This is a genomic window from Neoroseomonas marina, from assembly GCF_012927745.1.
In the GTDB taxonomy this organism is placed as follows: Bacteria; Pseudomonadota; Alphaproteobacteria; order Acetobacterales; family Acetobacteraceae; genus Neoroseomonas; species Neoroseomonas marina.
In genome coordinates this window covers 164,287-186,718 of the sequence record NZ_JABBKX010000003.1, presented here as the reverse complement: position 1 = coordinate 186,718, position 22,432 = coordinate 164,287, and the positions used below count along the sequence as shown (strand labels likewise).

General features: G+C 72.4%; 28 protein-coding genes. 10 read left to right on the top strand and 18 right to left on the bottom strand.

Annotated features, from left to right (window positions below; genetic code table 11):
- Positions 1 to 40: 40 nt before the first annotated feature.
- Positions 41 to 1,006 carry an N-carbamoyl-D-amino-acid hydrolase gene (locus GWK16_RS10940; protein ID WP_170054003.1) on the top strand — a complete coding sequence of 322 codons (966 nt, stop codon included), beginning with the start codon at positions 41 to 43 and terminating at the stop codon, positions 1,004 to 1,006.
- A 77-nt stretch (positions 1,007 to 1,083) separates the two neighbouring features.
- Entirely contained in the window at positions 1,084 to 1,407 is a 324-nt protein-coding gene (locus GWK16_RS10935) for a hypothetical protein (RefSeq protein WP_170054002.1), read from the top strand.
- A gap of 172 nt (positions 1,408 to 1,579) precedes the next feature.
- On the opposite strand, the gene GWK16_RS10930 is transcribed toward GWK16_RS10935, so the two are convergent.
- Positions 1,580 to 3,367, bottom strand: a complete 1,788-nt coding sequence (locus tag GWK16_RS10930) for an ABC transporter ATP-binding protein (RefSeq protein ID WP_170054001.1) — start codon at positions 3,365 to 3,367, stop codon at positions 1,580 to 1,582.
- Between the two features lie 237 nt (positions 3,368 to 3,604).
- Positions 3,605 to 4,282, bottom strand: a complete 678-nt coding sequence (locus tag GWK16_RS10925) for an aspartate/glutamate racemase family protein (protein ID WP_170054000.1) — start codon at positions 4,280 to 4,282, stop codon at positions 3,605 to 3,607.
- Between the two features lie 134 nt (positions 4,283 to 4,416).
- On the opposite strand from GWK16_RS10925, the gene GWK16_RS10920 reads away from it, so the two are divergent.
- From GWK16_RS10920 to GWK16_RS10900, 5 genes are read left to right on the top strand one after another with little or no spacing between them, the layout of a single operon-like run.
- Positions 4,417 to 4,863: a DUF983 domain-containing protein gene (locus GWK16_RS10920; protein WP_170053999.1), complete on the top strand. Its 447-nt coding sequence runs from the start codon at positions 4,417 to 4,419 to the stop codon at positions 4,861 to 4,863.
- Complete coding sequence (locus tag GWK16_RS10915; protein ID WP_170053998.1) at positions 4,856 to 5,326, top strand: UPF0262 family protein; 471 nt, start codon at positions 4,856 to 4,858, stop codon at positions 5,324 to 5,326. The genes GWK16_RS10920 and GWK16_RS10915 overlap by 8 nt, the downstream gene beginning before the upstream one ends.
- A 13-nt stretch (positions 5,327 to 5,339) precedes the next feature.
- Positions 5,340 to 6,428, top strand: a complete 1,089-nt coding sequence (gene mtnA / locus GWK16_RS10910; protein ID WP_170053997.1) for an S-methyl-5-thioribose-1-phosphate isomerase — start codon at positions 5,340 to 5,342, stop codon at positions 6,426 to 6,428.
- Positions 6,428 to 7,126 carry a cysteine hydrolase family protein gene (locus GWK16_RS10905; RefSeq protein WP_170053996.1) on the top strand — a complete coding sequence of 233 codons (699 nt, stop codon included), beginning with the start codon at positions 6,428 to 6,430 and terminating at the stop codon, positions 7,124 to 7,126. The genes mtnA and GWK16_RS10905 overlap by 1 nt, the downstream gene beginning before the upstream one ends.
- Before the next feature lie 31 nt (positions 7,127 to 7,157).
- Positions 7,158 to 8,564 carry an FAD-binding oxidoreductase gene (locus tag GWK16_RS10900; protein ID WP_248291311.1) on the top strand — a complete coding sequence of 469 codons (1,407 nt, stop codon included), beginning with the start codon at positions 7,158 to 7,160 and terminating at the stop codon, positions 8,562 to 8,564.
- On the opposite strand, the gene GWK16_RS10895 is transcribed toward GWK16_RS10900, so the two are convergent.
- Positions 8,561 to 9,382, bottom strand: a complete 822-nt coding sequence (locus GWK16_RS10895; RefSeq protein WP_170053994.1) for a hypothetical protein — start codon at positions 9,380 to 9,382, stop codon at positions 8,561 to 8,563. The two genes, GWK16_RS10900 and GWK16_RS10895, sit on opposite strands and share 4 nt — an antisense overlap.
- Before the next feature lie 29 nt (positions 9,383 to 9,411).
- Between GWK16_RS10895 and GWK16_RS10890 the strand changes: the two genes are divergently transcribed.
- Both GWK16_RS10890 and GWK16_RS10885 read left to right on the top strand, forming a co-directional pair.
- A complete protein-coding gene (locus GWK16_RS10890; protein ID WP_170053993.1) occupies positions 9,412 to 10,092 on the top strand; it encodes a Fe2+-dependent dioxygenase in 681 nt (226 codons plus the stop codon).
- A gap of 87 nt (positions 10,093 to 10,179) precedes the next feature.
- On the top strand, positions 10,180 to 10,890 hold the full coding sequence (locus tag GWK16_RS10885; RefSeq protein WP_170053992.1) for an MgtC/SapB family protein: 711 nt from the start codon (positions 10,180 to 10,182) through the stop codon (positions 10,888 to 10,890).
- Here GWK16_RS10885 and GWK16_RS10880 read toward each other — a convergent pair.
- The 12 genes from GWK16_RS10880 to GWK16_RS10825 form a co-directional block, all read right to left on the bottom strand.
- Positions 10,847 to 11,215, bottom strand: a complete 369-nt coding sequence (locus GWK16_RS10880; protein ID WP_211187320.1) for a DUF1937 family protein — start codon at positions 11,213 to 11,215, stop codon at positions 10,847 to 10,849. The genes GWK16_RS10885 and GWK16_RS10880 overlap by 44 nt on opposite strands.
- Before the next feature lie 8 nt (positions 11,216 to 11,223).
- Entirely contained in the window at positions 11,224 to 11,856 is a 633-nt protein-coding gene (otnC, locus tag GWK16_RS10875) for a 3-oxo-tetronate 4-phosphate decarboxylase (RefSeq protein ID WP_170053990.1), read from the bottom strand.
- The gene (gene otnK, locus GWK16_RS10870) at positions 11,849 to 13,108 is read right to left on the bottom strand and encodes a 3-oxo-tetronate kinase (protein WP_170053989.1); all 1,260 of its coding nucleotides are present in this window, start codon (positions 13,106 to 13,108) and stop codon (positions 11,849 to 11,851) included. Before otnK ends, otnC begins: the two co-directional genes overlap by 8 nt.
- A gap of 13 nt (positions 13,109 to 13,121) precedes the next feature.
- Entirely contained in the window at positions 13,122 to 13,607 is a 486-nt protein-coding gene (locus GWK16_RS10865; protein ID WP_170053988.1) for a cupin domain-containing protein, read from the bottom strand.
- A 10-nt stretch (positions 13,608 to 13,617) separates the two neighbouring features.
- Positions 13,618 to 14,493 (bottom strand): class I SAM-dependent methyltransferase, encoded by an 876-nt coding sequence (locus GWK16_RS10860; RefSeq protein ID WP_170053987.1) that lies wholly within the window; start codon positions 14,491 to 14,493, stop codon positions 13,618 to 13,620.
- The gene (locus GWK16_RS10855; RefSeq protein ID WP_170053986.1) at positions 14,493 to 15,539 is read right to left on the bottom strand and encodes a glycosyltransferase family 4 protein; all 1,047 of its coding nucleotides are present in this window, start codon (positions 15,537 to 15,539) and stop codon (positions 14,493 to 14,495) included. The genes GWK16_RS10860 and GWK16_RS10855 overlap by 1 nt, the downstream gene beginning before the upstream one ends.
- Positions 15,536 to 15,940 carry a 6-pyruvoyl trahydropterin synthase family protein gene (locus tag GWK16_RS10850; RefSeq protein WP_170053985.1) on the bottom strand — a complete coding sequence of 135 codons (405 nt, stop codon included), beginning with the start codon at positions 15,938 to 15,940 and terminating at the stop codon, positions 15,536 to 15,538. The genes GWK16_RS10855 and GWK16_RS10850 overlap by 4 nt, the downstream gene beginning before the upstream one ends.
- 61 nt (positions 15,941 to 16,001) lie before the next feature.
- Positions 16,002 to 16,145 (bottom strand): hypothetical protein, encoded by a 144-nt coding sequence (locus GWK16_RS10845; RefSeq protein ID WP_170053984.1) that lies wholly within the window; start codon positions 16,143 to 16,145, stop codon positions 16,002 to 16,004.
- Between the two features lie 118 nt (positions 16,146 to 16,263).
- Positions 16,264 to 17,244 carry a zinc-dependent alcohol dehydrogenase gene (locus GWK16_RS10840; protein WP_170053983.1) on the bottom strand — a complete coding sequence of 327 codons (981 nt, stop codon included), beginning with the start codon at positions 17,242 to 17,244 and terminating at the stop codon, positions 16,264 to 16,266.
- Positions 17,241 to 18,020, bottom strand: a complete 780-nt coding sequence (locus GWK16_RS10835) for a RibD family protein (protein WP_170053982.1) — start codon at positions 18,018 to 18,020, stop codon at positions 17,241 to 17,243. Before GWK16_RS10835 ends, GWK16_RS10840 begins: the two co-directional genes overlap by 4 nt.
- A gap of 69 nt (positions 18,021 to 18,089) precedes the next feature.
- Positions 18,090 to 18,605 carry a hypothetical protein gene (locus GWK16_RS10830; RefSeq protein ID WP_170053981.1) on the bottom strand — a complete coding sequence of 172 codons (516 nt, stop codon included), beginning with the start codon at positions 18,603 to 18,605 and terminating at the stop codon, positions 18,090 to 18,092.
- Positions 18,602 to 19,129 (bottom strand): hypothetical protein, encoded by a 528-nt coding sequence (locus GWK16_RS10825; RefSeq protein ID WP_168038939.1) that lies wholly within the window; start codon positions 19,127 to 19,129, stop codon positions 18,602 to 18,604. The genes GWK16_RS10830 and GWK16_RS10825 overlap by 4 nt, the downstream gene beginning before the upstream one ends.
- A gap of 79 nt (positions 19,130 to 19,208) precedes the next feature.
- Between GWK16_RS10825 and GWK16_RS10820 the strand changes: the two genes are divergently transcribed.
- Positions 19,209 to 20,510: a hypothetical protein gene (locus GWK16_RS10820; protein WP_170053980.1), complete on the top strand. Its 1,302-nt coding sequence runs from the start codon at positions 19,209 to 19,211 to the stop codon at positions 20,508 to 20,510.
- A 3-nt stretch (positions 20,511 to 20,513) separates the two neighbouring features.
- Here the strand turns inward: GWK16_RS10820 and GWK16_RS10815 are convergent, their stop codons facing one another.
- The 3 genes from GWK16_RS10815 to GWK16_RS10805 are packed head-to-tail and all read right to left on the bottom strand — an operon-like array spanning position 20,514 to position 22,329.
- Entirely contained in the window at positions 20,514 to 20,912 is a 399-nt protein-coding gene (locus GWK16_RS10815; protein ID WP_168038935.1) for a hypothetical protein, read from the bottom strand.
- Positions 20,909 to 21,241: a rod-binding protein gene (locus GWK16_RS10810; protein ID WP_170053979.1), complete on the bottom strand. Its 333-nt coding sequence runs from the start codon at positions 21,239 to 21,241 to the stop codon at positions 20,909 to 20,911. Before GWK16_RS10810 ends, GWK16_RS10815 begins: the two co-directional genes overlap by 4 nt.
- A complete protein-coding gene (locus tag GWK16_RS10805) occupies positions 21,241 to 22,329 on the bottom strand; it encodes a flagellar basal body P-ring protein FlgI (protein ID WP_170054414.1) in 1,089 nt (362 codons plus the stop codon). Before GWK16_RS10805 ends, GWK16_RS10810 begins: the two co-directional genes overlap by 1 nt.
- Positions 22,330 to 22,432: the final 103 nt, after the last annotated feature.

Genomic DNA, 22,432 nt, shown 5'->3' with positions numbered 1-22,432 from the left:
AATCCGCGATAGGGTCGCCGCGATCATCCGGAGACCGCTCATGACCCGCAGCCTCGTCCTCGCCGCCGCCCAGCTCGGCCCCATCCAGAAGGCCGAAGGCCGCGACGTCGCCGTGGGCCGCATGGTGCGCCTGATGGAAAAGGCGCATCAGCGGGGCGCCGAAGTGGTGGTCTTCCCCGAGCTCGCGCTGACCACCTTCTTCCCGCGCTGGTACGAGGACGACATCTCCGCCGCCGACCATTGGTACGAGACCGCGCTGCCCTCCAACGAGACCGCGCCGCTGTTCGAAGCCGCGCGCAAGTATGGCATCGCCTTCCACCTCGGCTATGCGGAGAAGACGCCGGACGGGCACCGCTACAACACCGCCGCCTTCGTCAGCCCGAACGGCGAGATCATGCTGAAGTACCGCAAGGTCCACCTGCCGGGTCACAAGGACTACGACCCGATCCGCAAGGTGCAGCACCTCGAGAAGCGCTATTTCGAGGTCGGCGACCTCGGCTTCCCCGTCATCCGCGCGCCGGTCGCGGGCCACGACGTCAATGTCGGCATGATGATCTGCAACGACCGCCGCTGGCCCGAGGCCTGGCGCGTGATGGGGCTGCAGCAGGTCGAACTCGTCATGCTCGGCTACAACACGCCGTCGCTGAACATGGACAACCGCGGCTTCGAGGCGCACCACCTGCGCGTCGAGCACAGCCATCTCTCGATCCGCGCGGGCTGCTACCAGAACGCCTGCTTCGCGGTGGCGACGGCCAAGGCCGGCACCGAGGACGGCCACGAGCTGTTCGGCCATTCCATCATCGTGAACCCGCAGGGGGAGATCATGGCCCAGGCGACCTCCTGGGGCGACGAGCTGATCGTCGCCGAGGCCGACCTCGGCATGTGCGAGCTCGGCCGCACCACGATCTTCAACTTCGCCAGGCACCGGCGGCCGGAGGCGTATGGCCGGATCACTGAACAGGTCGGCAGCGAGCCGCCGCCGGTCTGGTCCCCCGGCGCACGGTGACCTGCGCTGCGTCGCGGCCTGTCGGCGCGCGCGGTCCTGGGCTAGCGTCCGTGTGGAAGGGCAGCAGAGGTCCAGCGATGCGCATCCCACTCCTCGTGACGGCGGTCCTGCTTGCGGCATGCCAACACCAGGCGCCCTTGCCGGCGGGCTACACCGTGCCACCGCCCGCCGCGCCGACGGCCGCCGCGCCGTCCGCGGCCGGCGGCACGCCGGAACAGCAGGCCGCCCGGGTCCTGCGCCGCGACTTCAACCAGGATCGCCTGCGGCAACGCGAGAACGCCGCCGACGGCGAGGCTCCGGCGCCCACGGGCGAGCCCGGCTATGCGCCGTTCGACCAGGGCGGGGAGGGCCAGATGCCGGTGATCCCGGGAGAAGTCTCCCCCGCCTTCCGCGGCCTGTAGCCCGCGGGCCGGCGCGGTTCGCCGGCCCTGGCGGGGGATCGCCCGGCCCTCGACGGCGACCGTTGCCCGGATGCGCACGACCGGGCCGAAGGGCGACGCCCTCCATCTGCGGCGGCCCGCCCGGCCATGGCTGGCGGCAGGTCAGCCATAATGCAGGAAGGCCGCCGCGCCGTCAGGCGACTTCCGCCAGCCCCGTGGCCTGGCGGCGGAACAGGTCGGCATAGATGCCGCCCTCGCGCCGGAGCAGCGCCTCGTGCGGCCCGTCCTCGACAATGCGGCCACGCTCGAAGACCAGGATGCGGTCCATCGCGCGAACGGTGGACAGCCGGTGCGCGATGACGAGCGCCGTCCGCCCCTCCAGCAGCCGGCCCATCGCGTCCTGGATCATCGCCTCGCTCGCGGAATCGAGCGAGGCCGTCGCCTCGTCGAGCACCAGGATCGGCGCATCCGCGAGGAAGGCGCGGGCGAGGGCGACGCGCTGGCGCTCGCCGCCCGAGAGCTTGACGCCGCGTTCCCCGACCAGGGTCGCGAGCCCGCGCGGCAGCCGGGCGATGAAGCCGTCCGCGTGGGCCAGCGCCGCCGCTTTCAGGATCTCGGCCTCGGAGGCGCCGGGACGGCCATAGGCGATGTTCTCCGCGATGCTGCGGTGGAACAGCACCGGCTCCTGGGCCACCACGGCGATCGCGCGGCGCAGGCTCGCCTGCGTCACGTGCCGGATGTCCTGCCCGTCGATGCAGACGCGCCCGTCGGTCACGTCGTGCAGACGCTGCAGCAGCTTCACCAGCGTGGACTTGCCCGAGCCGGAATGCCCGACCAGCCCGATCCTCTCGCCGCCCCGGATGCGGATGTCGAGCCCGCGGTAGAGCGGGGTGGCGTGCCCGCTGTAGCGGAATCCGACCTGCTCGAAGCTGATCGCGCCCTGCGTGACCCGCAGCGGCCGGGCATCGGCCGCGTCGGCGATCGCCGGGCGCGTCGCCTCCAGCGCGACGGCATCCTCGAGTTCGTTCACGCTGCGCTGCAGGTTGCTGATGTGGTAGCCGACGTCGCGCAGATAGCCCTGTACCACCAGGTACATGGTCAGCGCCGCGACCACGTCGCCCGCGCTGGCCCGGCCGAGATGCCACAGCAGCAGCGCCGCACCCACGACGCCGCCGCGCAGGATCACGAGCGCGGCGTCCTGCGCCGCGTTCGCCGCCGTTCCCCGCAGCCAGGCCCGCCGGGTGCGCTGCCGCCAGCGGCCGAGCAGCCCGCCGAGCAGGGCATCCTCGCGCACCTCTGCCGCAAAGGACTTCACCACGGCATTGGACCCGATGCTGTCGGCAAGCGCGCCGCCCAGCCGGCTGTCCCATCGGTTGGAGAGCCGGGAGGCCGGCGCCACCCAGCGCATCGAGAGCACGGCCGTCAGCGCGACGTGGCCTGCGGCGCCGAGCAGCACGACCAGCCCCAGCCAAGGCGACACCGCCGCGAGCATCAGCGCCGCCGCGACCAGCACCGCCAGCGACGGCAGGAGCGCGATCAGCACCGTGTCGTTGAACAGATCGAGCGCCCACATGCCGCGCGAGATCTTCCGCACCGTGGAACCGGCGAAGGTTTCGGCATGCCAGTCGGCCGACAGGCGCTGGACGCGGCTGAAGGTGTCCTGGGCAAGGCTCGTCATGTTGCCCAGCGTCAGCCGGATGATGGCGCGGATCGCGCCGTAGCGCAGGGCCGCCATGGCGCCGCCGAGCCCGACCAGCCCGGCGAGCAGCGCCACGGCCTGCCGCACGGCGTCGGCGCCGCCCGAGGCGATCACGTCGGTCAGCCGACCGGCGAGCACCGGCGTCGCCACGTCGCAGAGGACAGCGGCGAGCATGAAGCCCGCCGACATCGGCGCGGCCGCGCCTTCGCGGCGCCAGCGGGCAAAGACGAAACGGAAGGTGGCGCGGAAGGAGTCCGCGCTGCGCAGAGGTGATTTGGACATGGATCCCACGCGGCCCGGCGCCGCGTTTCACTTCGAACGGTGATGGAGGTGCCGGCCTTCGGGCCGGCAGGACGACAGCGCGGCTAGCGACTGCCGCGCGGAGTGTCGGCGGGGATCAGCATTGGCATCCGACACTCCTTTCCGTTCGAGGTTGGGACCAGGGCCCCAGATAGCCGAGACCGCCCCGCGTCACAACGACCCGCTGCGACGGAAGGGCTTCACCATTCCGGCATCTCGTTATTCGGCGGCGATGCGCATGTCCTGCCCGCGCGCTGAAACCACTGCCAGCACCGCCTGCGCCACCGCCGCCTGGCATGGCTCGATCACCGGCGCGCCGCAGGCGTCCTCGGCGAAGGTCCGGTGGCCGGCCATGCCGGCGCAGCCGAGGATGACCGCTTCCGCCCCCTGCGCGACCAGCTCCTTCGCCGCCTCGGCCAGCCGGGCGCGTGGGGCCACGGGATCGGTCAGCACCTCCATGTCGAGGTTCAGCGGGATGGTGCCGGCGAGCCGTGCCTCGACGCCCATCGCCTGCAGCGCGCGGCGCTGCCGCGGCCTGGACTTGTCGGTGAAGGCGATGATGCCGAAGCGCTCGCCGCGCATCATCGCCGCGGCGACGGCGCAGCGCAGCGGGCCGAAGACCGGCTTGTCGGTCGCCGTCCGCACCGCCTCGAGCCCCGGATCGGACACGCAGGCGATGACGTAGGCGTCGGCCGCCTCGCTCTCGACCATCCTGCAGAGCGGTTCGGCCACGCCGTACCAGTCCCGCCAGGTCACGATGGCGTTGGGGCTGCCCGGCAGGCGGGTCACGTCGAGCCGCGGCAGGCCCGGCGCCGCGAAGGGCGCGATGGCGGCGGCGATCCCATCCGTGCAGGACAGGCTCGAGTTCGGGTTGATCACCAGGATGCGTTCGGCCATGACCCATCCTCGCGCCGGCCATCCGGGCCGTGCAAGCCTGTGCTGTGCGGAAAGGCTTGAACCGGCCGGCCCCGATGTGGTTTATGTTGCGTTGCACAATGGGCGCCGGAGAGTGCCCACCGAAAGGAACGCCGATGCCCTGGGAGACCCAGCGGGCCGAGCCTGCCGAAGTTCCGGCCCAACCGCCGATCGGCACGGCGCTCCTGCGCGGTGCCCGTGGGCGTTGCCCGGTCTGCGGCCAGGGGCATCTGTTCGATGGCTACCTGAAGCTGGTTCGCGAATGCAGCGTGTGCCACGCGCCGCTCGGGCGCATCCGCGCCGACGACGCGCCGCCCTATTTCACCATCCTGATCGCCGGCCACGTCCTGCTGCCCTTCGTCTTCATGATCGAGAAGGCGTGGCATCCGCCGATGTGGGTGCACATGACGATCTGGCTGCCGCTCTTCGCCATCGTCTGCACGCTGCTGCTGCGCCCGGTGAAGGGCGCCGTGGTGGCCTGGATGCTGCGCCTCGGACTGACGGGGGACGAGCAGGGCGCACCGATCGTCGTCCCGGTCCGTCGGGGCCCCGGCGATGCCTGACCAACGCCTGATCCGCGTCGAGTTGCCGGAGGAGCCCCCGGCACCGTCCGCCTTCGCGGAAGCCGACCGTCGCCAGGCGATCGCCGACCTCATTGCGGGCAACCGCTTCGATCCGCCGGGCCTCGCCCCCGGGCCGTACACCCTGGCCGTGTCGGTGCGGGAAGGGCGCCTCATCCTCGACATCCGGGACGTCGACAACCGGACGCTGCACGTCCTCGCCCTGGCCCTCGGCCCGTTCCGCCGGCTGATCAAGGACTACCACCTGGTGGTGGAGGCGCATGAGCGCGCGGTGGCCGAAAGCGGCCCGGAAAGCCGCGTGCAGGCGATCGACATGGGCCGTCGGGGCCTGCACAACGAAGGCGCGGAACTGCTGCAGCAGCGCCTGAAGGGCCGGATCGAGGTCGACTTCGAAACCGCCCGACGCCTGTTCACGCTGGTCTGCGCCCTCCACCAGCGCATCTGAGAGTCCCTCCGGCATGAAGATCGACGGCATCTGGCATCGCAGCGTGCGCGTGGATGCGCAGGACGGCTGGTCCATTCGCATCCTCGATCAGACGCGGTTGCCCTGGCAGGTGGAATGGCTGCGCCTGACCGACGAGAACGACGTCGCGCATGCCATCCGCGCCATGCAGACCCGCGGCGCGCCGTTGATCGGCGCCACCGCGGCCTATGGCGTCGCGCTCGCGATGCGGCGCGATCCGGCGGCGCTGGAACCGGTCTGCGCCATGCTCGCCGAAACCCGCCCCACGGCGATCAATCTGCGCTGGGCGATCGAGCGCATGCTGGCCGCGCTGCGCAACCTGCCGCCCGCGGACCGCGCCGCCGCCGCCTATGCCGAGGCCGCCGCCATCGCGGACGACGATGCGGCGACCTGCGAGGCGATCGGCCGCCATGGGCTGCCGCTGATCGAGGAGGTCGCGGCCCGCAAACCCGGCAAGCCGGTGAAGGTGCTGACGCATTGCAACGCCGGCTGGCTCGCGACGGTGGATTGGGGCACCGCCCTCGCGCCGATCTACATGGCGCATGACGCCGGCATCCCGGTCCATGTCTGGGTCGATGAGACGCGGCCGCGGAACCAGGGCGCCGCGCTCACCGCGTTCGAACTCGGCGCGCACGGCGTCCCGCACACCGTGGTCGCCGACAATGCCGGCGGGCATCTGATGCAGCATGGCGAGGTCGACCTCGTCATCGTCGGCACCGACCGCGTCACGCGCACCGGCGATGTCGCGAACAAGATCGGCACCTACCTCAAGGCGCTGGCGGCGGCCGACAACGGTGTCCCGTTCTGGGTGGCGCTGCCGCATTCGACGCTCGACATGCGCGTCGCCGACGGCGTGGCCGAGATCCCGATCGAGGAGCGCAGCCAGGCCGAGGTCACGGACCTCACGGGCCGCACCGCGGACGGCCGGATCGAGACGATCCGCGTCGTCGCCGGCGGCAGTCCCGCCGCCAACCCGGCCTTCGACGTGACGCCGGCCCGCCTCGTGACCGGCCTGATCACCGAACGCGGCCGCATTCCCGCGACGGCCGAGGCCATCGCCGCCATGTATCCGGAGAAGGCCTGATGGCCGGCTGGAAGACGGCCTGGCGATCCTTCTACTACGACGGCGCGCCCGAAGCGCCGGACCCGGTCCTGGTGAAGGGCAAGGTCGCGCTGCTCGTGATCGACGTGCAGAACACCTACCTGGCGCGGCCGCAGGACCGGGCGAGCCTGCCGCCGCTGGAACAGGCGCGCGAAGCAGCCTGGGACGGCTTCCATGATAGGATGCACGGCACGGTCATCCCCACCATCGCGCGGTTGATGGAACGGTTCCGGGCCGGCGCCGGTCCGGTCCTCTTCGCGCGCATCGCCTGCCTCACCCCGGATGGCGGCGACCGTTCGCTCAGCCAGAAGAAGCCGGGCTGGAACAACCTGTTCCTCCCGCATGACTCCGATGCCTCGCAGATCGTACCGCAACTCGCCCCGCAGCCGGGCGAGGTGGTGGTCACCAAGACGACGGATTCGGCGCTGACCGGGACCAACCTGCGCCTGCTGCTCGGCAACATGGGCATCACCCATGTCGTCTGCACCGGCATCTTCACCGACCAGTGCGTGTCCTCGACGGTGCGCAGCCTCGCCGACGAATCCTTCGACGTGATCGTCGTCGAGGATGGCTGCGCCGCCGGCACCATGGACCTGCATCTGCGCGAGCTCGAGATCATCAACCGGATCTATTGCGAGGTGATGCGGGCGGACGACCTGCTGGGCTACCTGCCGGTTTGATCGCCGCCGTGGCCAGCGCATGATCGCGGCCATGGAAACGCTCGAGACCTTGGCCGCAACGCTCGGCCCCAGGAACTGCCTGACCGAACCGGACGACCTCGCCCCCTACGCCGTCGATTGGCGTGGCACCTGGAAGGGCATGCCACGCGCAGTCCTGCGGCCCGGCAGCGTCGAGGAGGTCCAGGCGGCCGTTCGGGTCTGCGCCGCGCAGGGCCTCTCCATCGTCCCGGCGGGGGGACGCACGGGCCTCTGCGGCGGCGCGGTGGTGCCGGCGAACGGTCCGCCCTCGGTGGTGATGAGCCTCGAGCGGCTGAACCGCATCCGCGACGTCGATGCGCGGGACTTCTCCCTCGTCGCCGAGGCCGGCTGCATCATCCAGAACGTCCAGCAGGCGGCCGCCGCGGCGGACCGCTTCTTCCCGCTCTCCTGGGGCGCGCAGGGCTCGGCGATGGTGGGCGGGGCGCTGTCCACCAATGCCGGCGGCATCCGCACGCTGCGCTGGGGCAATGCGCGCGACCTGGTCCTGGGGCTCGAGGTGGTGCTACCGGACGGGCGCGTGCTCAACGACCTGCGTCGCGTGCGCAAGGACAATTCCGGCTACGCGCTGCGCCACCTGTTCCTGGGCGGGGAGGGGACGCTCGGCGTCATCACCGCGGCGGCGTTGCGCCTGGTGCCGGCGCTCAAGCGCGTGGAGACCGCCATGGTCGCGGTGCCCTCGCCGGACGCCGCGCTGACGCTGTTCTCCCGCGTCATGGAAAGCGGTGCGGAAGTCATCGCCTTCGAACTGCTGATCGGCCGCTGCATGGACATCGTGCAGAAGAACGGCATCGGCCTGCGCGTGCCGCTGCCGCTCGGCAGCCCCTGGTACGTAATGGTCGAACTCGCCGCCGCGCATCCCTCGGTGCCGCTGCGGGAGATGCTCGAGGACACCCTCGCCACCGCCGCCGAGGCCGGCGAGGTGACCGACGCCGTGCTGGTCGAGAACGAGCAGCAGCGGGCCAATCTCTGGCGCATCCGGGAGGACTGGCCCGATTGCGCCCGGCGCGAGGCGCCGGTGGTGAACACCGACACCTCGGTCCCGGTCTCCGCCGTGCCGCGCTTCCTCGCCGAGGTGGAGGCGGCGCTGTCCTCGCGCTGGCCTGAGGGCCGGCTGATCGCCATCGGCCATGCTGGGGACGGCAACATCCATGTCAGCCTGATGGCGCCCAACGGCACCTCGCGCGAGGACTGGGTCGCCCGCGCGCGGGAGGCCGAGCCGATCGTCAACGCGATCGCGGTCGACCTCGGCGGCTCCTTCTCGGCCGAGCACGGCATCGGCCAGTCCAAGCGCCACGCCATGGCGACGCACAAGGACCCGGTCGCGCTCGACCTGATGCGCGCCGTGAAGGCGGCGATCGACCCGGCCGGGCTGATGAACCCGGGCAAGGTGCTTCCCTAGTCGATCGCGAGGCGCAACCGCGAGCTGGCGGCCAGCAGCGCCGCCGGATCGACCGCCGGCGTATGGTCCGGCCGCGTCGAGGTCGGGTAGGCGGCACCGAGCAGGGCCAGCACCTCCTCGAGCCGTGCGGCGGCCTCGGCCTGGCCGGCGGCGCGCAACCCCGGCAGCAGCGCCGTCCCGCGCAGCGCCGCGACCCGCGCGAGGCCATAGCCGTCGAGATAGGGCTCGTCCTTGTCCGTGTCGCGCAGTGCCACGCCGTATTGCAGGGCGGCGCGGTCGGCCATCTCGACCGCGACGCGCAACTGCACGGCCGGCGTGGCGCCGGGCGAGGGGGCGTGCGTCTCGGCCTCCTGCAGCGCGGCGAGGATCGCTCCAGCCGCCTGCGTCAGGGTCTCCGCCGGTGCGCGGTCCTGCGCCAGCGTCGTCGCGCGGTCCATGCGATCCTGGAAGGGCGCGACGCCCCGCTGCGTCAGCACCTCCTCCATCAGCGCGTACACCTCGGCGATGGCGTGGGCGAACATCTCCGCCGCTGAATCCGGCGCAGCGCGATAGACGTCCCGCCCGGCGACGATGTGCGCTGCCATGACATCCAGCGCGACGGTGAAGGCCAGCGGATCGGTCAGGGCGCGGTCCGCATCGACCCCGCCTTCGCCACCCTCGCCGCCTTCCCCGCCTTCGCCGCCCTGCATCGCGGGCGGCAACGTGGCGGGCGGCGCGGCCGTGGCGCCCTGCGCCGCCGCAAGGCCGGCCTGGGTGGTCATCAGCGCCGCCGTCCCGAGGCCCAGCCAGAGCCGGAGCCGCCGCCGTCCGCTATCCATGATGCCTGCCCTGCGGTAAGTTGCGAACGATGATCATTTGCATTGCCAATGTGCTCGATGCGACCGCACTCGGCAAGGTCCGCGCGCTGGTCGACGCTGCCCGCTTCGAGGACGGCCGGGCCACGGCAGGCTGGCACGCCCGCCTGGTGAAGGAGAACCGCCAGGCCGCCCGGCGCGACCCCGCGTCGCGCGAGGCTGGCGAGATCGTCACCGCCGCGCTGATGGCGAACGAGGTCTTCCGTAGCGCCGTGCGGCCCCTGCGTATGCGGCCGCCGCTGCTCGTCCGTTATGGGGTGGGCGAGACCTACGGCACCCATGTCGACGACGCGCTGATGGGCCTCGGCGAACCCGGCGGCCCGGTGCGCACCGATGTCGCGGTGACCGTCTTCCTCGCCGATCCCGCGACCTATGAGGGCGGCGCCCTGGTGATCGAGGACCCGGCCGGCGAACAGGAGTTCCGCCTCGGCGCTGGGGATGCGATCGCCTATCCGGCGACGACGCTGCACCGCGTCGAAGCGGTCACGGCGGGCGAGCGCATCGTCGCCGTGACCTGGGTACAGAGCCTGGTGCGCGACCCGGCGAAGCGCGAGATCCTGTTCGATCTCGAGACCGCGAAGCGCCGCGTCTTCGCCGAGCAGGGCAAGGGGGAGACCTTCGACCTGCTCGCGAAGTCCCACGCCAACCTGCTGCGGCAATGGGTGGAGACCTAGCGCCCCGGCGCGGATCGATCGGGAACCCTTGCCCGCGACGCCGCGGACGGGGCACATCGCCGGGATCGGCAGGGACGAGGCCCGGGCATGCCCTTCGACGACACCGCGCTGCACCTGCTGATCGCCTTGTTGCTCGGCGCCGCGATCGGGGCCGAGCGCCAGTACCGCCAGCGGGCCGCCGGGCTTCGCACCAACGCCCTGGTCGCCCTGGGGGCCGCCGCCTTCGCGGCGATCGGCTTCACCATGCCCGGGGAGGCGAGTCCGTCGCGCATGGCTGCACAAGTCGTCTCGGGAATCGGCTTCCTCGGCGCCGGCGCGATCATGCGCGAGGGGCTGAACGTGAAGGGGCTGAACACCGCGGCGACGCTGTGGTGCTCGGCTGCCGTCGGGGTCGCCTGTGGGGCGGGGCTGGTGCCGCACGCGCTGCTGGCGGCCGGGCTGATCGTGATGGTGAACATCGTGATCCGCCCGCTCACCGCGCTGATCGACCGCACGCCGAAATCGGGGGCCGAGGTTGCGCACCGCTTCCGCATCACCGCGACCGGCGCGGCCGAAGGCGAGGCCGCGCTGCGCCTGCTGCTGCTGAAGCAGATCCTGGCGAGCGGCGCCCGGCTTCAGCGCCTGGAAAGCGAGGACCTGCCCGCGACCGACGGTGCTGCGGCGCGCGTCATGCTGACCGCGCATCTCTCGGCGGAGGGTGAGGTCCGGGAGGCGCTCGAGGCGATCGTCGGGCGGCTCAGCCTCGAGCCCACGATCACCCGCGTGGGCTGGGAGGAGCAGGAGGCCGAAGAGGCGTAGCCGCCGGCGGCACCTCCGCCAGGCTGCGGAACACCGGCTTGCCGGCCGCGGCGAAGCGCGCGAGTTCGGCATCGGCCCCCGCACTCGCCCCGCCGATGCGCAGCACCGCGTCGCATCGTTCGGCCAGCGCGAGCGACAGTGGCATCATCACGTCCTCGAAGGCGTCGCCCTCGGCCGCGGCGATGACCGGCAGGGCCATGTTCACCCCGATGACCGGCACATGACCCATGCGGAAAACCGCGAGCGCCGCGCGGTTCAGTTCCGCCAGCCTTGCCGCGCGCGTGGCCGCCTCGGCCCCGCCCGAGGTGTAGGGGCCGGCGACCATGATCCACATCAGCCGAAGGTGTTCAGCAGGTCGTCCACCTGCGCCGGCGTCAGCGTGCGCGCGGGCGCGCCGCGCAGCAGCAGGGCGAGCCGGGCGGATTCCTCGAGCTCCTCGGCCGCAGCCACGGCATCGGCGAGCGTCTTGCCGGACACCACCGGCCCGTGGTTCGCGAGCAGCACGGCCTTCGCGTCCTTCGCCGCCGCGTGGATGTCCGCCTCCATCGCCGCATCGCCGGGCCGGTAGTAGCGGATCACCGGCAGGGTGCGGCCGACGCGCATGACGAAATAGGGCGTCAGCGGCGGGATCGGCGCCGTCTCGCCAGGTTCCGCGAGGCAGCCGATGGCGGTCGCGCAAGTGGAATGCAGATGCACGACCGCGCCCGCATCCGGCCGCGCCGTCAGCACCGCGCGGTGCATGAAGACTTCCTTGGACGGCTTGTCGCCACCGACATGCGACCAATCCGGCCCCAGCTTGCTGATCCGCGCGGGATCCAGCCGCCCCAGGCAGGAATTGGTCGGCGTCATCAGGTAGCCGTCCGGCAGCCGCACCGAGATGTTGCCCGCCGTGCCCACCGAATAGCCCCGCTGGAACAGCGAGGCGCCGAGCATCGCGAGCTGCTCGCGCAGCGCCGCCTCATCCATGGTCGAAGGCCTTCAGGAAGAAATCGCGCGCGCCGAAATTGCCGGACTTCAAGGCAAGATGGATGCCCTTCGGCTCGGCGAAGGTCCACGGCACGCCGGGGTCGATCTCCGGCCCAATGCGCAGCGACGTGACGCCCAGGCGCGTCACCACCGCACCCGAGGTCTCACCGCCCGCCACCACCAGGCGACCGACGCCGCGCGCGACCAGGCCCTCGGCGATGGAGGCGACGGCGTCCTCGACGAGCGCGCCGGCCGCGTCGCGTCCGAGTTTCGCCTGCAGGGCGGCGACCTTCTCCGGCGTCGCGCTGGCGGCGATGACGACGGGACGCCCGTCCTCGAGCTTGCCGTCGACCCAGGCCAGCGCCTGCGCCGTCATGGCCTTCGCATCGGGCGTCGCCAGCGCATCGAGCTCCAGCACCGGCACGTGGTCGCGCGCGAGGCCGATCTGCCCGAGCGTTGCGCGCGAGCAGGACCCGGCGACGACGGCGGCAGCGCCCGTCATCGGCGGCAGGGCGCCGGCGTCGCTGCGTTCCGGCAGCAGTCCAGCGCGGCGGAAATTCTCCGGCAGGCCCATCGCCACGCCCGAACCGCCAGTCACCAGCGCCTGCGGCGCGACGGCCTCGCCGATCGCCATCAGATGCGCGTCGGAGACCGCATCGACGATCGCCCAGCGCGTGCCGCGGTCCATCATCCCCGTCATGGCGCGCCGGATCGCCGCCACGCCCTGCTCGACGACGGGGAAGGAGACGAGGCCGACGCTGCCATCCGTCTGCCGTGCCATCACGCGCACCAGGTTTGGGTCGGTCATGGGCGTGAGCGGATGGTTCTCCATCCCGCTCTCGTTCAGCAGCGCCCCGCCCACGAACAGGTGGCCGAGATAGATCGTCCGCCCATTGGTCGGGAAGGCCGGGCAGGCGATGGCGAAGCCCGAGCCGAGCCGCTTGAGCAGCGCATCGCCCACCGGGCCGATATTGCCCTGGTCCGTGCTGTCGAAGGTCGAGCAGTACTTCCAGAAGAGCTGCTTCGCCCCGGCCTTGGTCAGCGCATCGCAGGCCGCGAGGGACTGACCGACCGCCTCGGTGACCGGCGCGGTACGGATCTTGAGCGCGATGATCACCGCATCGGCCTCGGGCAGCGGCCCCGTCGGCACGCCGATCACCTGGACGGCGGACATGCCCGCCTTGACCAACGTGTTCGCGAGATCCGTGGCGCCGGTGAAATCGTCGGCGATGCAGCCAAGCAGCAGGGGCATTCGTGGCCCTCCTTCAGAAGACGCGCGTTCCGTCCTTGCGGAAATAGACCGACTTCCCGTCCGGTCCGGGGCGAACCATCAGGTCGTCATCGGGGTAGTCGACGCTCTCGAACAGCGTGCGGTCGCCGATCTCGAGGTAGACGCAATCCGCGCCGCCGCGATTGACCAGGTGATGGGCGTCGCCCGTGCCGGCGCGGAAGCCGGCGCACATGCCGGCCTTCATCGGCGTCTCGCCGGCATTCGTCACCAGGATGCATTCGCCTTCGAGGATGTAGACGAACTCGTCCTGCTTCTCGTGCGCGTGGCGCAATGCGGAGGCCGATCCGGCCGGCAGGCGCGTGATGTTCACGCCGAAATTCTTCAGCCCGAACAGGTCGCCGAGGACGGTCTTCTGGCGGTTGCCGATCTTCTCGACCAGGTCCTTCGGATAGCCCGAGAGCTTCGCGCGCGGCGGCACCTCGGCGGCGACGACGGCGATCGGGGGCTTGGCGTCGGACATGGCGGTCTCCTTACCGTTCGGGGGGAAGGGCGAGGATGTCCTGGTGGCCGATGCGGATCGAGAGAGCCCTGTTCACCGCCTGTGAGCGGCGCGCCGCGAGCCAGTCCTCGATCGCCGCGCCCGATCGCCGTTCCCAGGCGAGCGCTGCGGTGGCGTGACCGACCGCGATCGCTTCGGTGATCGCGCCGGCGCGGCGGTCGATCACCCAGTCGGACGGCGCGCGATGCACCGTGTAGCCCTGCGCGGCGAAGGCCTCGGCGATCGCGTCCGGCGCCGCAGCGCCGAGGGCGATGCCGCCGAAGCCCTTGTCGCGCCGCTGGTCGCGCCGGAAGCCGCGCATCACCACGGCATCGCCGCGGCGCGGCGGCGCGAAGCGCTCGTTCCCGGTCACGTTCAGCGCGGCATAGAAGGGCAGGCGGCGGGCGGCGCAGGCGGCGGCGATGCGCTCGACCCAGCCGCGCGAGACCAGGTCGCACAGCGCCGAGCACACCACCGCATCCACCTTGTCGAGCGGCAGGTTGTCCGGGGCTTCCGCGAGGTCCGCAATCAGCCCCTCGATCCGCCACGCACCTTCCGGCGAATGGACCAGCAGGGTCTTTTTCCCCGGCCAGGTCGCCGTCCAGCCCACGGCCTCGGCGCGGTCGGCGATGGTCTCGAAGGCCCGATCCGCGAGCTCGGGGTCGGCATCGACCAGCGTCCAGGCCTGGGCGCGCCCAATGAAATGGCCGAGCCAGCGCAACAGGCTGCCGGTCCCGGCGCCGAGGTCCATGATGCGCGGCCGCGCCGGCAGCGCCGCCGCCAGCCGCACCGCCAGGCCGAAATCGCGCGAGGCCGCGTCATAGGGCTCGCGCAGGTCCAGCCAGTCGCCGTCGAAGGCCTCCGTCATCAGGCGACCGCCTTGGCGAGCTCGGCGCGGAACGCCTCGGCGCGATCGGTCCAGCGCGGCAGGCGCTGCCCGCCCTGCCAGGACGCCTCGGCCATCTCGGCGCGGAGGTCCGCGTCGAAGATCGGCCGCCGCATGCCCTTGGACAGCGACATCACGTCATCGACCGGGGAGACGATGGCCGATCCCTCGGCCACCACCTCGGCGATCGCGCCGCCGGCGGTAATGGCGAGCGGCAGGCCGCGGGCCATCGCCTCCGCCGCGGCCATGCCGTAGCCCTCCCAGCGCGTCGCGAGCGCAAACAGGTCGGCCCCCGCGTAGAGCGCTTCGAGCTCCTCGCCCGTGACCTCGCCCGCGAAGGTGACGCGGGAGGCGATCCCGAGTTCCTCGGCGAGGGCGCGCAGTCCCTGGGCGTGCGTCGCATCGCGCCGCTCGTCCCCCGCGATGGTCAGCGTCCATTCGAGGTCGGTGAGGCGCGCCAGCGCCTTGAGCAGCACGTCATGCCCCTTGCGCGGCACCAGCGTGCCGACTGAGAGGATGGCGCAGCCCGGTCCGCCCGAACCCTTGGCGCGCGACGCCGGATCGGTGCCGGGCTCGACCACGCCGATCTGCGCCGGATCGGCGCCGAATTCCTCCGGCAGCCGCCGCGCCGTGAGCGGCGAGGTGCAGACGATCCGGGCGCAGGCGGCAAACAGCGCGCGTTCCTTCGCCTTCAGCACGGTGCGGGTAGATTCCGCCGTGCCGTGTTCGAGCGCCGTCGGGTGATGGATCAGCGCGGTGACGCGCCGGGCGGCGAGTTCCTGCGCCAGCGGCAGGAAGGCCGGCAGGCCGAGCCCGTCGATGACCACCCGCGCATCGGGCGGCAGGGCGTGCAGCGCGGCGCGCGCGCCCTCGGTCGCCGCTTCGTCCGGCGCGGGGTGGTGGCCGGGCAGTTCCACGACCTCGACCGTCTCGCCGAGGGCGCGAAGCCCTTCGACCATGCGCCGGTCGTAGATGTAGCCGCCCGAGATGGCGTCGAAGGGGCCGGGGACGAGGAGATGGACGCTCAAGCGGCGGGCGCTCCCTCATAGGCCGCCCAGGCGACATGGCTTTCGCGCAGCAGCACCTTCAGCCCCGTCACCGCGCGCCCGCCCTCGCCGAGCCGCCCTTCGGCCAGCGCGGCCGACAGCAGCTTGTGGACATGGGCGCAGAGGAATTCGGTGGTGGTGTTCTGCCCTGCGAACTGCGGTTCCGCATCGAGGTTCCGGTAATCGAAGCCGTCGAGGATCTTCCGCAGTTCCACCTTCGCCGCGGCGATGTCCACGAGCAGGTTCAGGTGGTCGAGTTTCGGCGCGCGGAATTCGGCTTCCACCACGAAGGTGGCGCCGTGCAGGCGTTGCGCCGGCCCGAATTCCTCCCCGCGGAAGGAATGGGCGATCATGACGTGGTCGACGACGGTCAGGCTGAACATGCCGTCCTTGTAGCGGCGGCATGCGCGCCCGTCATCCGCGGGGCGCCGAGCTTAGCCGTGGTTAGGCCAGCAGCCGCGCCACCACCAGACCGATGACCGCCGCCAGAAGCGAGGCGGCCAGGACCCAGCGCATGACGCCCAGCGTCACGCCCTGCCGGACGGCTGTCGTGATCGGGCCTGCGGGCCCGCGATGGGTTGCAGCCATGACGCCCTCCTGCCCGCAACCGCGCCGAAGGGCACGGGGATGGCGGCGCTGCCGGGCGGGCAGCCGGATGGGCACCGCCATCAGGGGAGGTGGGACGGGCGCAACCCACCCGCAAGCCTCAGCCGTAGGTGACGAGGGGGCAGAGGGGCGGGATCTCGCCCGGCGGCGGGTTCAGCAGCCGCGGCATGGCCTCGGGCAGATCGTCGAAGCGCGTCGCCGGCCCGACCAGGGCATCGAGCCGCGCATCGGCCAGCAGGGACAGGGCGAGCGCCATCCGTTCGCCATGCGTCCGCCGCCCGCGCATGGCGGGCGCGACAGCGCCGACCTGGGTCGAGACGATCTGCAGCCGCTTCGCGTGGAAGGTCTCGCCGAGCGGCAGCGTCGCCTCGCGGGTGCCGAACCAGGATGCCTCGACGATGCGTCCCTCGAAGCCGGCGAGGTCGAGGGCGCGGCGCAGCCCGGCAGGGTCCGCGCTGGCATGGACGATCAGGTCGCTCTCGCCGGGTGCGTCCTCCGGCTGGGCGAAGCGGGCGCCGAGTGCCTCGGCGATGACGCGGCGGCGCGGATCGACGTCGCAGACCACGACCTCCATCCCCGGCATGCGGGCGAGCAGCGCGGCGACCAGCAGCCCGACCACCCCGGCGCCGATGACGAGGGCGCGCTCCCCCGCGAGGGGCCGCGCATCCCAGGTGACGTTGACCGCGGTCTCCATGTTGGCGGCGAGGACCGCGCGCGTGTCCGGCACGTCATCCGGCACTGGGATGCACATGGCCGCGGGAGCCAGGAAGCGGTCCTGGTGCGGATGCAGGACGAAGACGCGCCGGCCGACCAAGGCCTGCGGCCCATCCTCCACCACGCCGACCGCCGCGTAGCCGTATTTCACCGGGAAGGGGAAATCGCCCGCCTGGAGCGGGCAGCGCATCGCCGCGCGCTGGTTCTCCGGCACGCGTCCCGCGAGGACCAGGCGTTCCGTGCCCCGCGAAATGCCGGTCGCGAGCGTGCGGACCAGCGCCTGGTCCGCGGCGCGCGGCGGCAGCCCGTCTGTGCGGATCTCGCAGCGCCCCGGGGCGACGGTCCAGAGCGCACGTGCCTCGCTCATGCCGCGCATCCCGGACGCACGCGGTCGAGCGGGATGTCGAGCAGGATATCCGGCGGAATCTCGTGTACCCGCCAGGTGAAGCGCAAGCCGTCCGCGATGCGCGCGACCTCGGGCAGGGTGAAGGCCGGGATGCCGGAGCCCAGCAGTACCGGCGCGACCGTGACGTGCAGCCGGTCGAGGCATCCCGCCGCGAGGAAGCGGGAGACGGTCAGCCCGCCGCCCTCGACGAAGATCCGCGTGAGGCCGCGGGCGGCCAGCGAGCAGAGCAGCGCTGCCGGCGCGATGCCGCCCGCCGGGTCGCGCGGCAGGCGCAGGACCTCGGCGGTGCCGTGCCGGTCGCTGCCCGCGGCATCCTCCGCGCAGGCGAGCAGCGTCGGCGGCCCCTCGCGGAACACACGGTAATCCGTGGACAGACGCCGCTCGGTGTCGATCACGATGCGCACCGGGTCGGGCCCGGGCACTTCCCGCGTCGTCAGGCGCGGATCGTCATGCCGTACCGTGCCGGCGCCAACCACGACGGCGTGGCACAGCGCGCGCAGCCGGTGGGTGTGCAGGATGTCGCCGTGTCCGCCGATCCATTGGCTCGATCCGGTGGCGGTCGCGATGCGCCCGTCCAGCGTCTGCGCCAGGCGCCCGACGACGCGGCAGCCATCCGCCGTGGCGGGCGCCGCGAGGATCGGCGCGAAGAGTGGCGCCAATGCGCCCCCCGGCGCGGCGCCGCCGTCGCGCGCGGCCAGCAGGGCAGTCCAGTCCGGGTCGGGAACAGGGTGATCCATCGAGGGGCGTCATGCCCGATGCGGGGCAGTGGCGGCTAGTGCCAACCCGCGGAACGGTCCGGGCCCGGCCTATCGCGACACCAGCGCGATCGGCACGACCTCGACGACCAGTTCGGCGATCAGGCCCGCCGCAACCGGCAGCAGCATGCTCGAGACCAGCCGCAACGCCACGAAACGCCAGCCGAGCACCGGATATTCCCAGGTGATGATCCGATGCACCGCGAACACGCACCATCCGCTGACCAGCGCGACCATCTGCGGCACGCCCGCTCCGGCCTTGGCGAAGGCCAGCACCAGCGGAAATGTGACGAAGGGTCCGCCCGGCATCAGCCCGCCCGCGACCGAGCCCAGCAACACGCCCGCGAAACCCGAATCCGGCCCGATCCAGGCGACCGCCGCATCGGCGGGGATCAGTTCCGCCAGGAACGCCGCCATCGGCAACGCGACAGCGAACATGGGCAGGATCTTGATCAGGTTCCTGCCCGTCTCGATCCCCGCCTTGTGGACGGTCCCCGGCCCGCGCCGCAGGCAGAAGCCCAGCGCGACGACGGCGAGTACCCACAGGAAGATCTGCCCCGGCGTCACTTCGGCGGCTCCCAGGCGATCGGCAGGCGGCGTGCGATCCACCCCGCCAGCAGCGGCATCGGCAGGGTGATGACCACCCGCAGGATGGCGAAGCCGGGCCCGAGCAGTGGTGCCTCGTAGACCAGCACGCGCTGGAAGCCGTTCAACGTCCAGGAGGTGATGTAGGCCACCAGCGCCCCGCGATCGGCGCCCGCGCCGGCCAGCACCAGCACCAGCGGAAAGGCCGCCATCGGCCCGCCCGGCGTCAGCATCCCCGCGAGCGTCGCGACGGCCAGGCCGAACCAGCCGCTCTCGGCCCCCATCCAGCGCGCCAGCGCGCCCGGCGACATCAATTGCCGCAGCGCCGCGGCCAGCAGCATCCCGGCCAGCAACGACGGCGCGATGAACAGGAAGAGTTCCCAGGCGTGGTACAGCGCCCGACCCACTGCCGGCCCGCCGTCGCGCTGCCACAGCGCGGCGGCCCCCAGCGAGGCGATGGCGCCGATCACCAGCAGGCTGGCATGGCGGCGGAGGAAGCTTGTCACGGCCGCACCCTGCTGCGCCGCAGCGAAGCGGGCAAGGTGCCCTGTGGACGGGACCAGCGTCGCGCGGCATGCATGGCGGATGCAGCCTCCGCGCCCGCCCGACCTGCCGACGGACCATCCCGGCCGGCCGCTGCTCGCGCGGCTGGAGGCGCTGGCCCGCTGCGAGATCGTCGCGCCGGAGGGCATCCGCCATGGCCTGCTGATCGGCCAGCTGCGGCAGATGATCGACCGGAACGTCGCGCCGGGACCGCGCGACGGGCCGCTGATCCTCTCGCCCTTCGCGCATCTGGCGCGGCTGCTCGACACGGCGGAGGCGTTGGCCATGCTCTCGCCCGCGCCGCCCGAGGCCCTGGACCGCATCCGGGCCGGGCAGGGGCAACTGGTGCTCGATGGCGCCAGCGAGGGCCGCGCCTTCCGCGGCGAGGAAGCCGCGATCCTGCATGCTGCGCTGGAGGCCGCGGGGCTCCCGGCGGAGCGCACCGCCTGGGTGCAGCAGAACCGCGCGCTCGGCACCGAGTATCGCGCCTGGTGCGCGGCGCGCGGGATCGAACCGGTGCGCATCGTGACCGGCGACGGCTACGCGCTCGGGCTGTGGCACCGTCTCTTTGCACCCGAGATCAAGCCGCTGCCGGGCGAGCCACCCGCACGTTGGCCCTTCGGCTTCGCGCTGGCCTCGGACGGGCCGCGCCGCAACCGCTGGATCTGCCTGAACTACGTGGTGCGCGCACATCGCGCCGTACTCGCCGCCTGGCTGCTGGCGCGCGAGGAACCCGGCCACCTGACCTTCTCGGTGAAGCGCATCGAGGAGGACGAGGCGGCCCGGGGCCGCTTCGCGCGCGACGCGACCTGGCTCGCCCGGGTCGAGCCGGGCCTCTATCCGCGGGTCGAGGCGCTGCTTGCCTCCGGCATGGACCGCACCGGCGACACCGAGGCCTTCGCGCACAGCCATTGGCGCGTCCATTCGCTGCCGATGGAGGAGGTCGCGGCCTCGGAGCTCTTCATCGTCACCGAAACGGAGATGGTCTGGCCCAACCTGCACCGCTGGACCGAGAAGACGCTGAAGGCGTTGGCGAGCGGCCTGCCCTTCATCGTCTTCGGCAATCACGGCACCGTCGCGGGGCTCGCCGAACTGGGCTTCGACACGCTGCCCGATCTGGTCGACCACGGCTACGACGCGGAACCCGCGCCCGATCGCCGCTTCGCCGCGGCACTCGCCTCGGTGGCGCGCTTCCTCGGCCGCGCGCCAGGCTTCACGCCGGCGGAGATGACGCGGCTGCGCCTCGCCGCGCGGCACAACCGGGAGGTCTTCGCCAGGCAGATCCTGCGTGTCGCGGCTCTGGATCCGATCGACGAGATCCTCGCCGCGGCGCGCGCGCCCTGAGGTTCAGGCCCGCGCCGACAGCGCGAGGGCAGGGGGTCGCGCCGGGGGCATCCGCCCGGCCGGGGCGTATCCCTGGACGTTCGCCTTGGGCAGCGCGGCGCCCGCGATCGTCTCGATGACGCGCGATTGCAGTGCGACCGCCTTCTCGAGCAGCCGGCGGTTCTCCCGCCCCAGTTCCTCGAGCCGCCGGGCGAGGATCGCCGCGGCCTCCCGCACCGGTCCGTCCGGCGCGGCGCCGTGCTTCGCCTGGGCGGCATAGGCGGCCGCGAAGGCATCCGAGGCGGCGATCTTGCCGTTGGCGAGGTTCGCCGCGCGCGACAGGTCGAGCGCGGCGAGCGCCTCGTTCTCCGCGCGCAGCGCCTCGGCCAGGCGCTGCCCGGCGAGGATCAGCGTGTCCATCATGGTGCGGTGTCTCCCGTGTTGGGGGTGGCGGCGGCGCGGAGACGGTTCATCTCCCGCAGCACGGTGTCCGAAAGGCCGAGGCCCGCGCCCGCGCGCACGGCGGCGGCGGCATAGGCCTCGACCAGGAAGGGCTGCCATTGCGCCTCCGCCGCGCCGCCGCCGAAGCGGGAGCGCGAGAGGTCGGCGGTCGTGAAGACCGGCTGCAGCAGGGTCGCGAAGGCCTGGGCCTCGAAGTCGCGGGCGGCGCGGCGCATCGCGGCCTCGTCCCCGGTCGCGGCGGGGGCGCGGAGCGGGCGCGGGGCGGCAGGCGGCAGGGCGGGGGCGTCCATCAGCGGACCTCCACCTCGGCCTGCAGGGCGCCGGCGGCCTTGATGGCCTGCAAGATGCTGATCAGGTCGCGGGGCCCGACGCCGAGGCTGTTCAGCCCGCGCACCAGTTCCTCGAGCGTCACGGAGCGCGGCAGGATGCCCATGCGCCGGTCGCTCTGGTCGTCCACCTGCACCTGGGTGCGCGGCACCACCACCGTCTCCCCGCCCGCGAAGGCGTTGGGCTGGCTGACCTGCGGTGTCTCGGTGACGCGGATGGTCAGGTTGCCCTGGGCGATCGCGACGGTCGACACGCGGACATTGGCGCCCATGACGATGGTGCCCGAGGCCTCATCGATGACGACGCGGGCAACCTGGTCCGGCTCGACGCGCAGCTGCTCGACCTGGCTGAGGAAGGCGACCGGGCTGCGGCCTCCGAGGGCGACGGTGACGGTGCGCGAATCGCTCGCCGTCGCGACCTCCCCGCGCATGGCGCGGTTGATCGCCGCGGCGATGCGCCGGGCGGTGGTCAGGTCGGGGTTACGCAGGGACAGCCGCACCGCGTCGCGGCTGGCGAGGCGGAAGGGGACTTCGCGTTCCACGATGGCGCCGTTGGCGATGCGCCCCGCGGTCGGCACGCCGCGCGTGACCGAGGCGCCGGCGCCGCGCGCGCTGATCGCCCCCGTCGCGATCGCGCCCTGCGCCACGGCGTAGACCTCCCCGTCCGCGCCGAGCAGCGGGGTGACCAGCAGCGTCCCGCCGGTCAGGTTGGTGGCATCGCCGAGCGCGGAGACCGCAATGTCGATCCGGCTGCCCGGCCGGGCGAAGGGCGGCAGGTTGGCCGTCACCATCACGGCGGCGACGTTGCGGGTGTCGAGTTGCCGTTCGTTGTCCCGCGTGTTCACGCCGAGACGTTCGAGCATGCCCACCAGCGACTGCCGCGTGAAGACGGAGGCGCGGAGCCGGTCCCCCGTGCCGTTCAGCCCCACCACCAGCCCGTAGCCGACGAGCTGGTTGTCACGGACGCCCTCGACATCCGCGATGTCCTTGATGCGGACCTCCTGCGCCGCGGCGGGCAGGACGAGGGCGACAAGCATCGCCAACGCGCCCATCAGCCTCTTCGCGGTCGCGTAATCCTTGGCGGCCAAGATGCCTCTCCCGCGCGCGCCGTCCGGCGCGCCCTTCCCAGGGTCCGATGCCGGCGCGGCCCAGCCG

Bases quoted from the DNA above. Each gene is read 5' to 3' on its own strand.
- GWK16_RS10805 (WP_170054414.1), bottom strand. From the start codon at position 22,329: ATGGGCGCGTTGGCGATGCTTGTCGCCCTCGTCCTGCCCGCCGCGGCG.
- GWK16_RS10860 (WP_170053987.1), bottom strand. From the start codon at position 14,493: ATGACGGAGGCCTTCGACGGCGACTGGCTGGACCTGCGCGAGCCCTAT.
- GWK16_RS10930 (WP_170054001.1), bottom strand. From the start codon at position 3,367: ATGTCCAAATCACCTCTGCGCAGCGCGGACTCCTTCCGCGCCACCTTC.
- GWK16_RS10890 (WP_170053993.1), top strand. From the start codon at position 9,412: ATGATCATTTGCATTGCCAATGTGCTCGATGCGACCGCACTCGGCAAG.
- mtnA (WP_170053997.1), top strand. From the start codon at position 5,340: ATGAAGATCGACGGCATCTGGCATCGCAGCGTGCGCGTGGATGCGCAG.
- GWK16_RS10885 (WP_170053992.1), top strand. From the start codon at position 10,180: ATGCCCTTCGACGACACCGCGCTGCACCTGCTGATCGCCTTGTTGCTC.
- GWK16_RS10820 (WP_170053980.1), top strand. From the start codon at position 19,209: ATGCAGCCTCCGCGCCCGCCCGACCTGCCGACGGACCATCCCGGCCGG.
- GWK16_RS10925 (WP_170054000.1), bottom strand. From the start codon at position 4,282: ATGGCCGAACGCATCCTGGTGATCAACCCGAACTCGAGCCTGTCCTGC.
- GWK16_RS10845 (WP_170053984.1), bottom strand. From the start codon at position 16,145: ATGGCTGCAACCCATCGCGGGCCCGCAGGCCCGATCACGACAGCCGTC.
- GWK16_RS10915 (WP_170053998.1), top strand. From the start codon at position 4,856: ATGCCTGACCAACGCCTGATCCGCGTCGAGTTGCCGGAGGAGCCCCCG.
- GWK16_RS10880 (WP_211187320.1), bottom strand. From the start codon at position 11,215: ATGGTCGCCGGCCCCTACACCTCGGGCGGGGCCGAGGCGGCCACGCGC.
- GWK16_RS10815 (WP_168038935.1), bottom strand. From the start codon at position 20,912: ATGATGGACACGCTGATCCTCGCCGGGCAGCGCCTGGCCGAGGCGCTG.
- GWK16_RS10895 (WP_170053994.1), bottom strand. From the start codon at position 9,382: ATGGATAGCGGACGGCGGCGGCTCCGGCTCTGGCTGGGCCTCGGGACG.
- otnK (WP_170053989.1), bottom strand. From the start codon at position 13,108: ATGCCCCTGCTGCTTGGCTGCATCGCCGACGATTTCACCGGCGCCACG.
- GWK16_RS10920 (WP_170053999.1), top strand. From the start codon at position 4,417: ATGCCCTGGGAGACCCAGCGGGCCGAGCCTGCCGAAGTTCCGGCCCAA.
- GWK16_RS10940 (WP_170054003.1), top strand. From the start codon at position 41: ATGACCCGCAGCCTCGTCCTCGCCGCCGCCCAGCTCGGCCCCATCCAG.
- GWK16_RS10840 (WP_170053983.1), bottom strand. From the start codon at position 17,244: ATGAGCGAGGCACGTGCGCTCTGGACCGTCGCCCCGGGGCGCTGCGAG.
- otnC (WP_170053990.1), bottom strand. From the start codon at position 11,856: ATGGATGAGGCGGCGCTGCGCGAGCAGCTCGCGATGCTCGGCGCCTCG.
- GWK16_RS10850 (WP_170053985.1), bottom strand. From the start codon at position 15,940: ATGTTCAGCCTGACCGTCGTCGACCACGTCATGATCGCCCATTCCTTC.
- GWK16_RS10935 (WP_170054002.1), top strand. From the start codon at position 1,084: ATGCGCATCCCACTCCTCGTGACGGCGGTCCTGCTTGCGGCATGCCAA.
- GWK16_RS10865 (WP_170053988.1), bottom strand. From the start codon at position 13,607: ATGTCCGACGCCAAGCCCCCGATCGCCGTCGTCGCCGCCGAGGTGCCG.
- GWK16_RS10810 (WP_170053979.1), bottom strand. From the start codon at position 21,241: ATGGACGCCCCCGCCCTGCCGCCTGCCGCCCCGCGCCCGCTCCGCGCC.
- GWK16_RS10900 (WP_248291311.1), top strand. From the start codon at position 7,158: ATGGAAACGCTCGAGACCTTGGCCGCAACGCTCGGCCCCAGGAACTGC.
- GWK16_RS10835 (WP_170053982.1), bottom strand. From the start codon at position 18,020: ATGGATCACCCTGTTCCCGACCCGGACTGGACTGCCCTGCTGGCCGCG.
- GWK16_RS10905 (WP_170053996.1), top strand. From the start codon at position 6,428: ATGGCCGGCTGGAAGACGGCCTGGCGATCCTTCTACTACGACGGCGCG.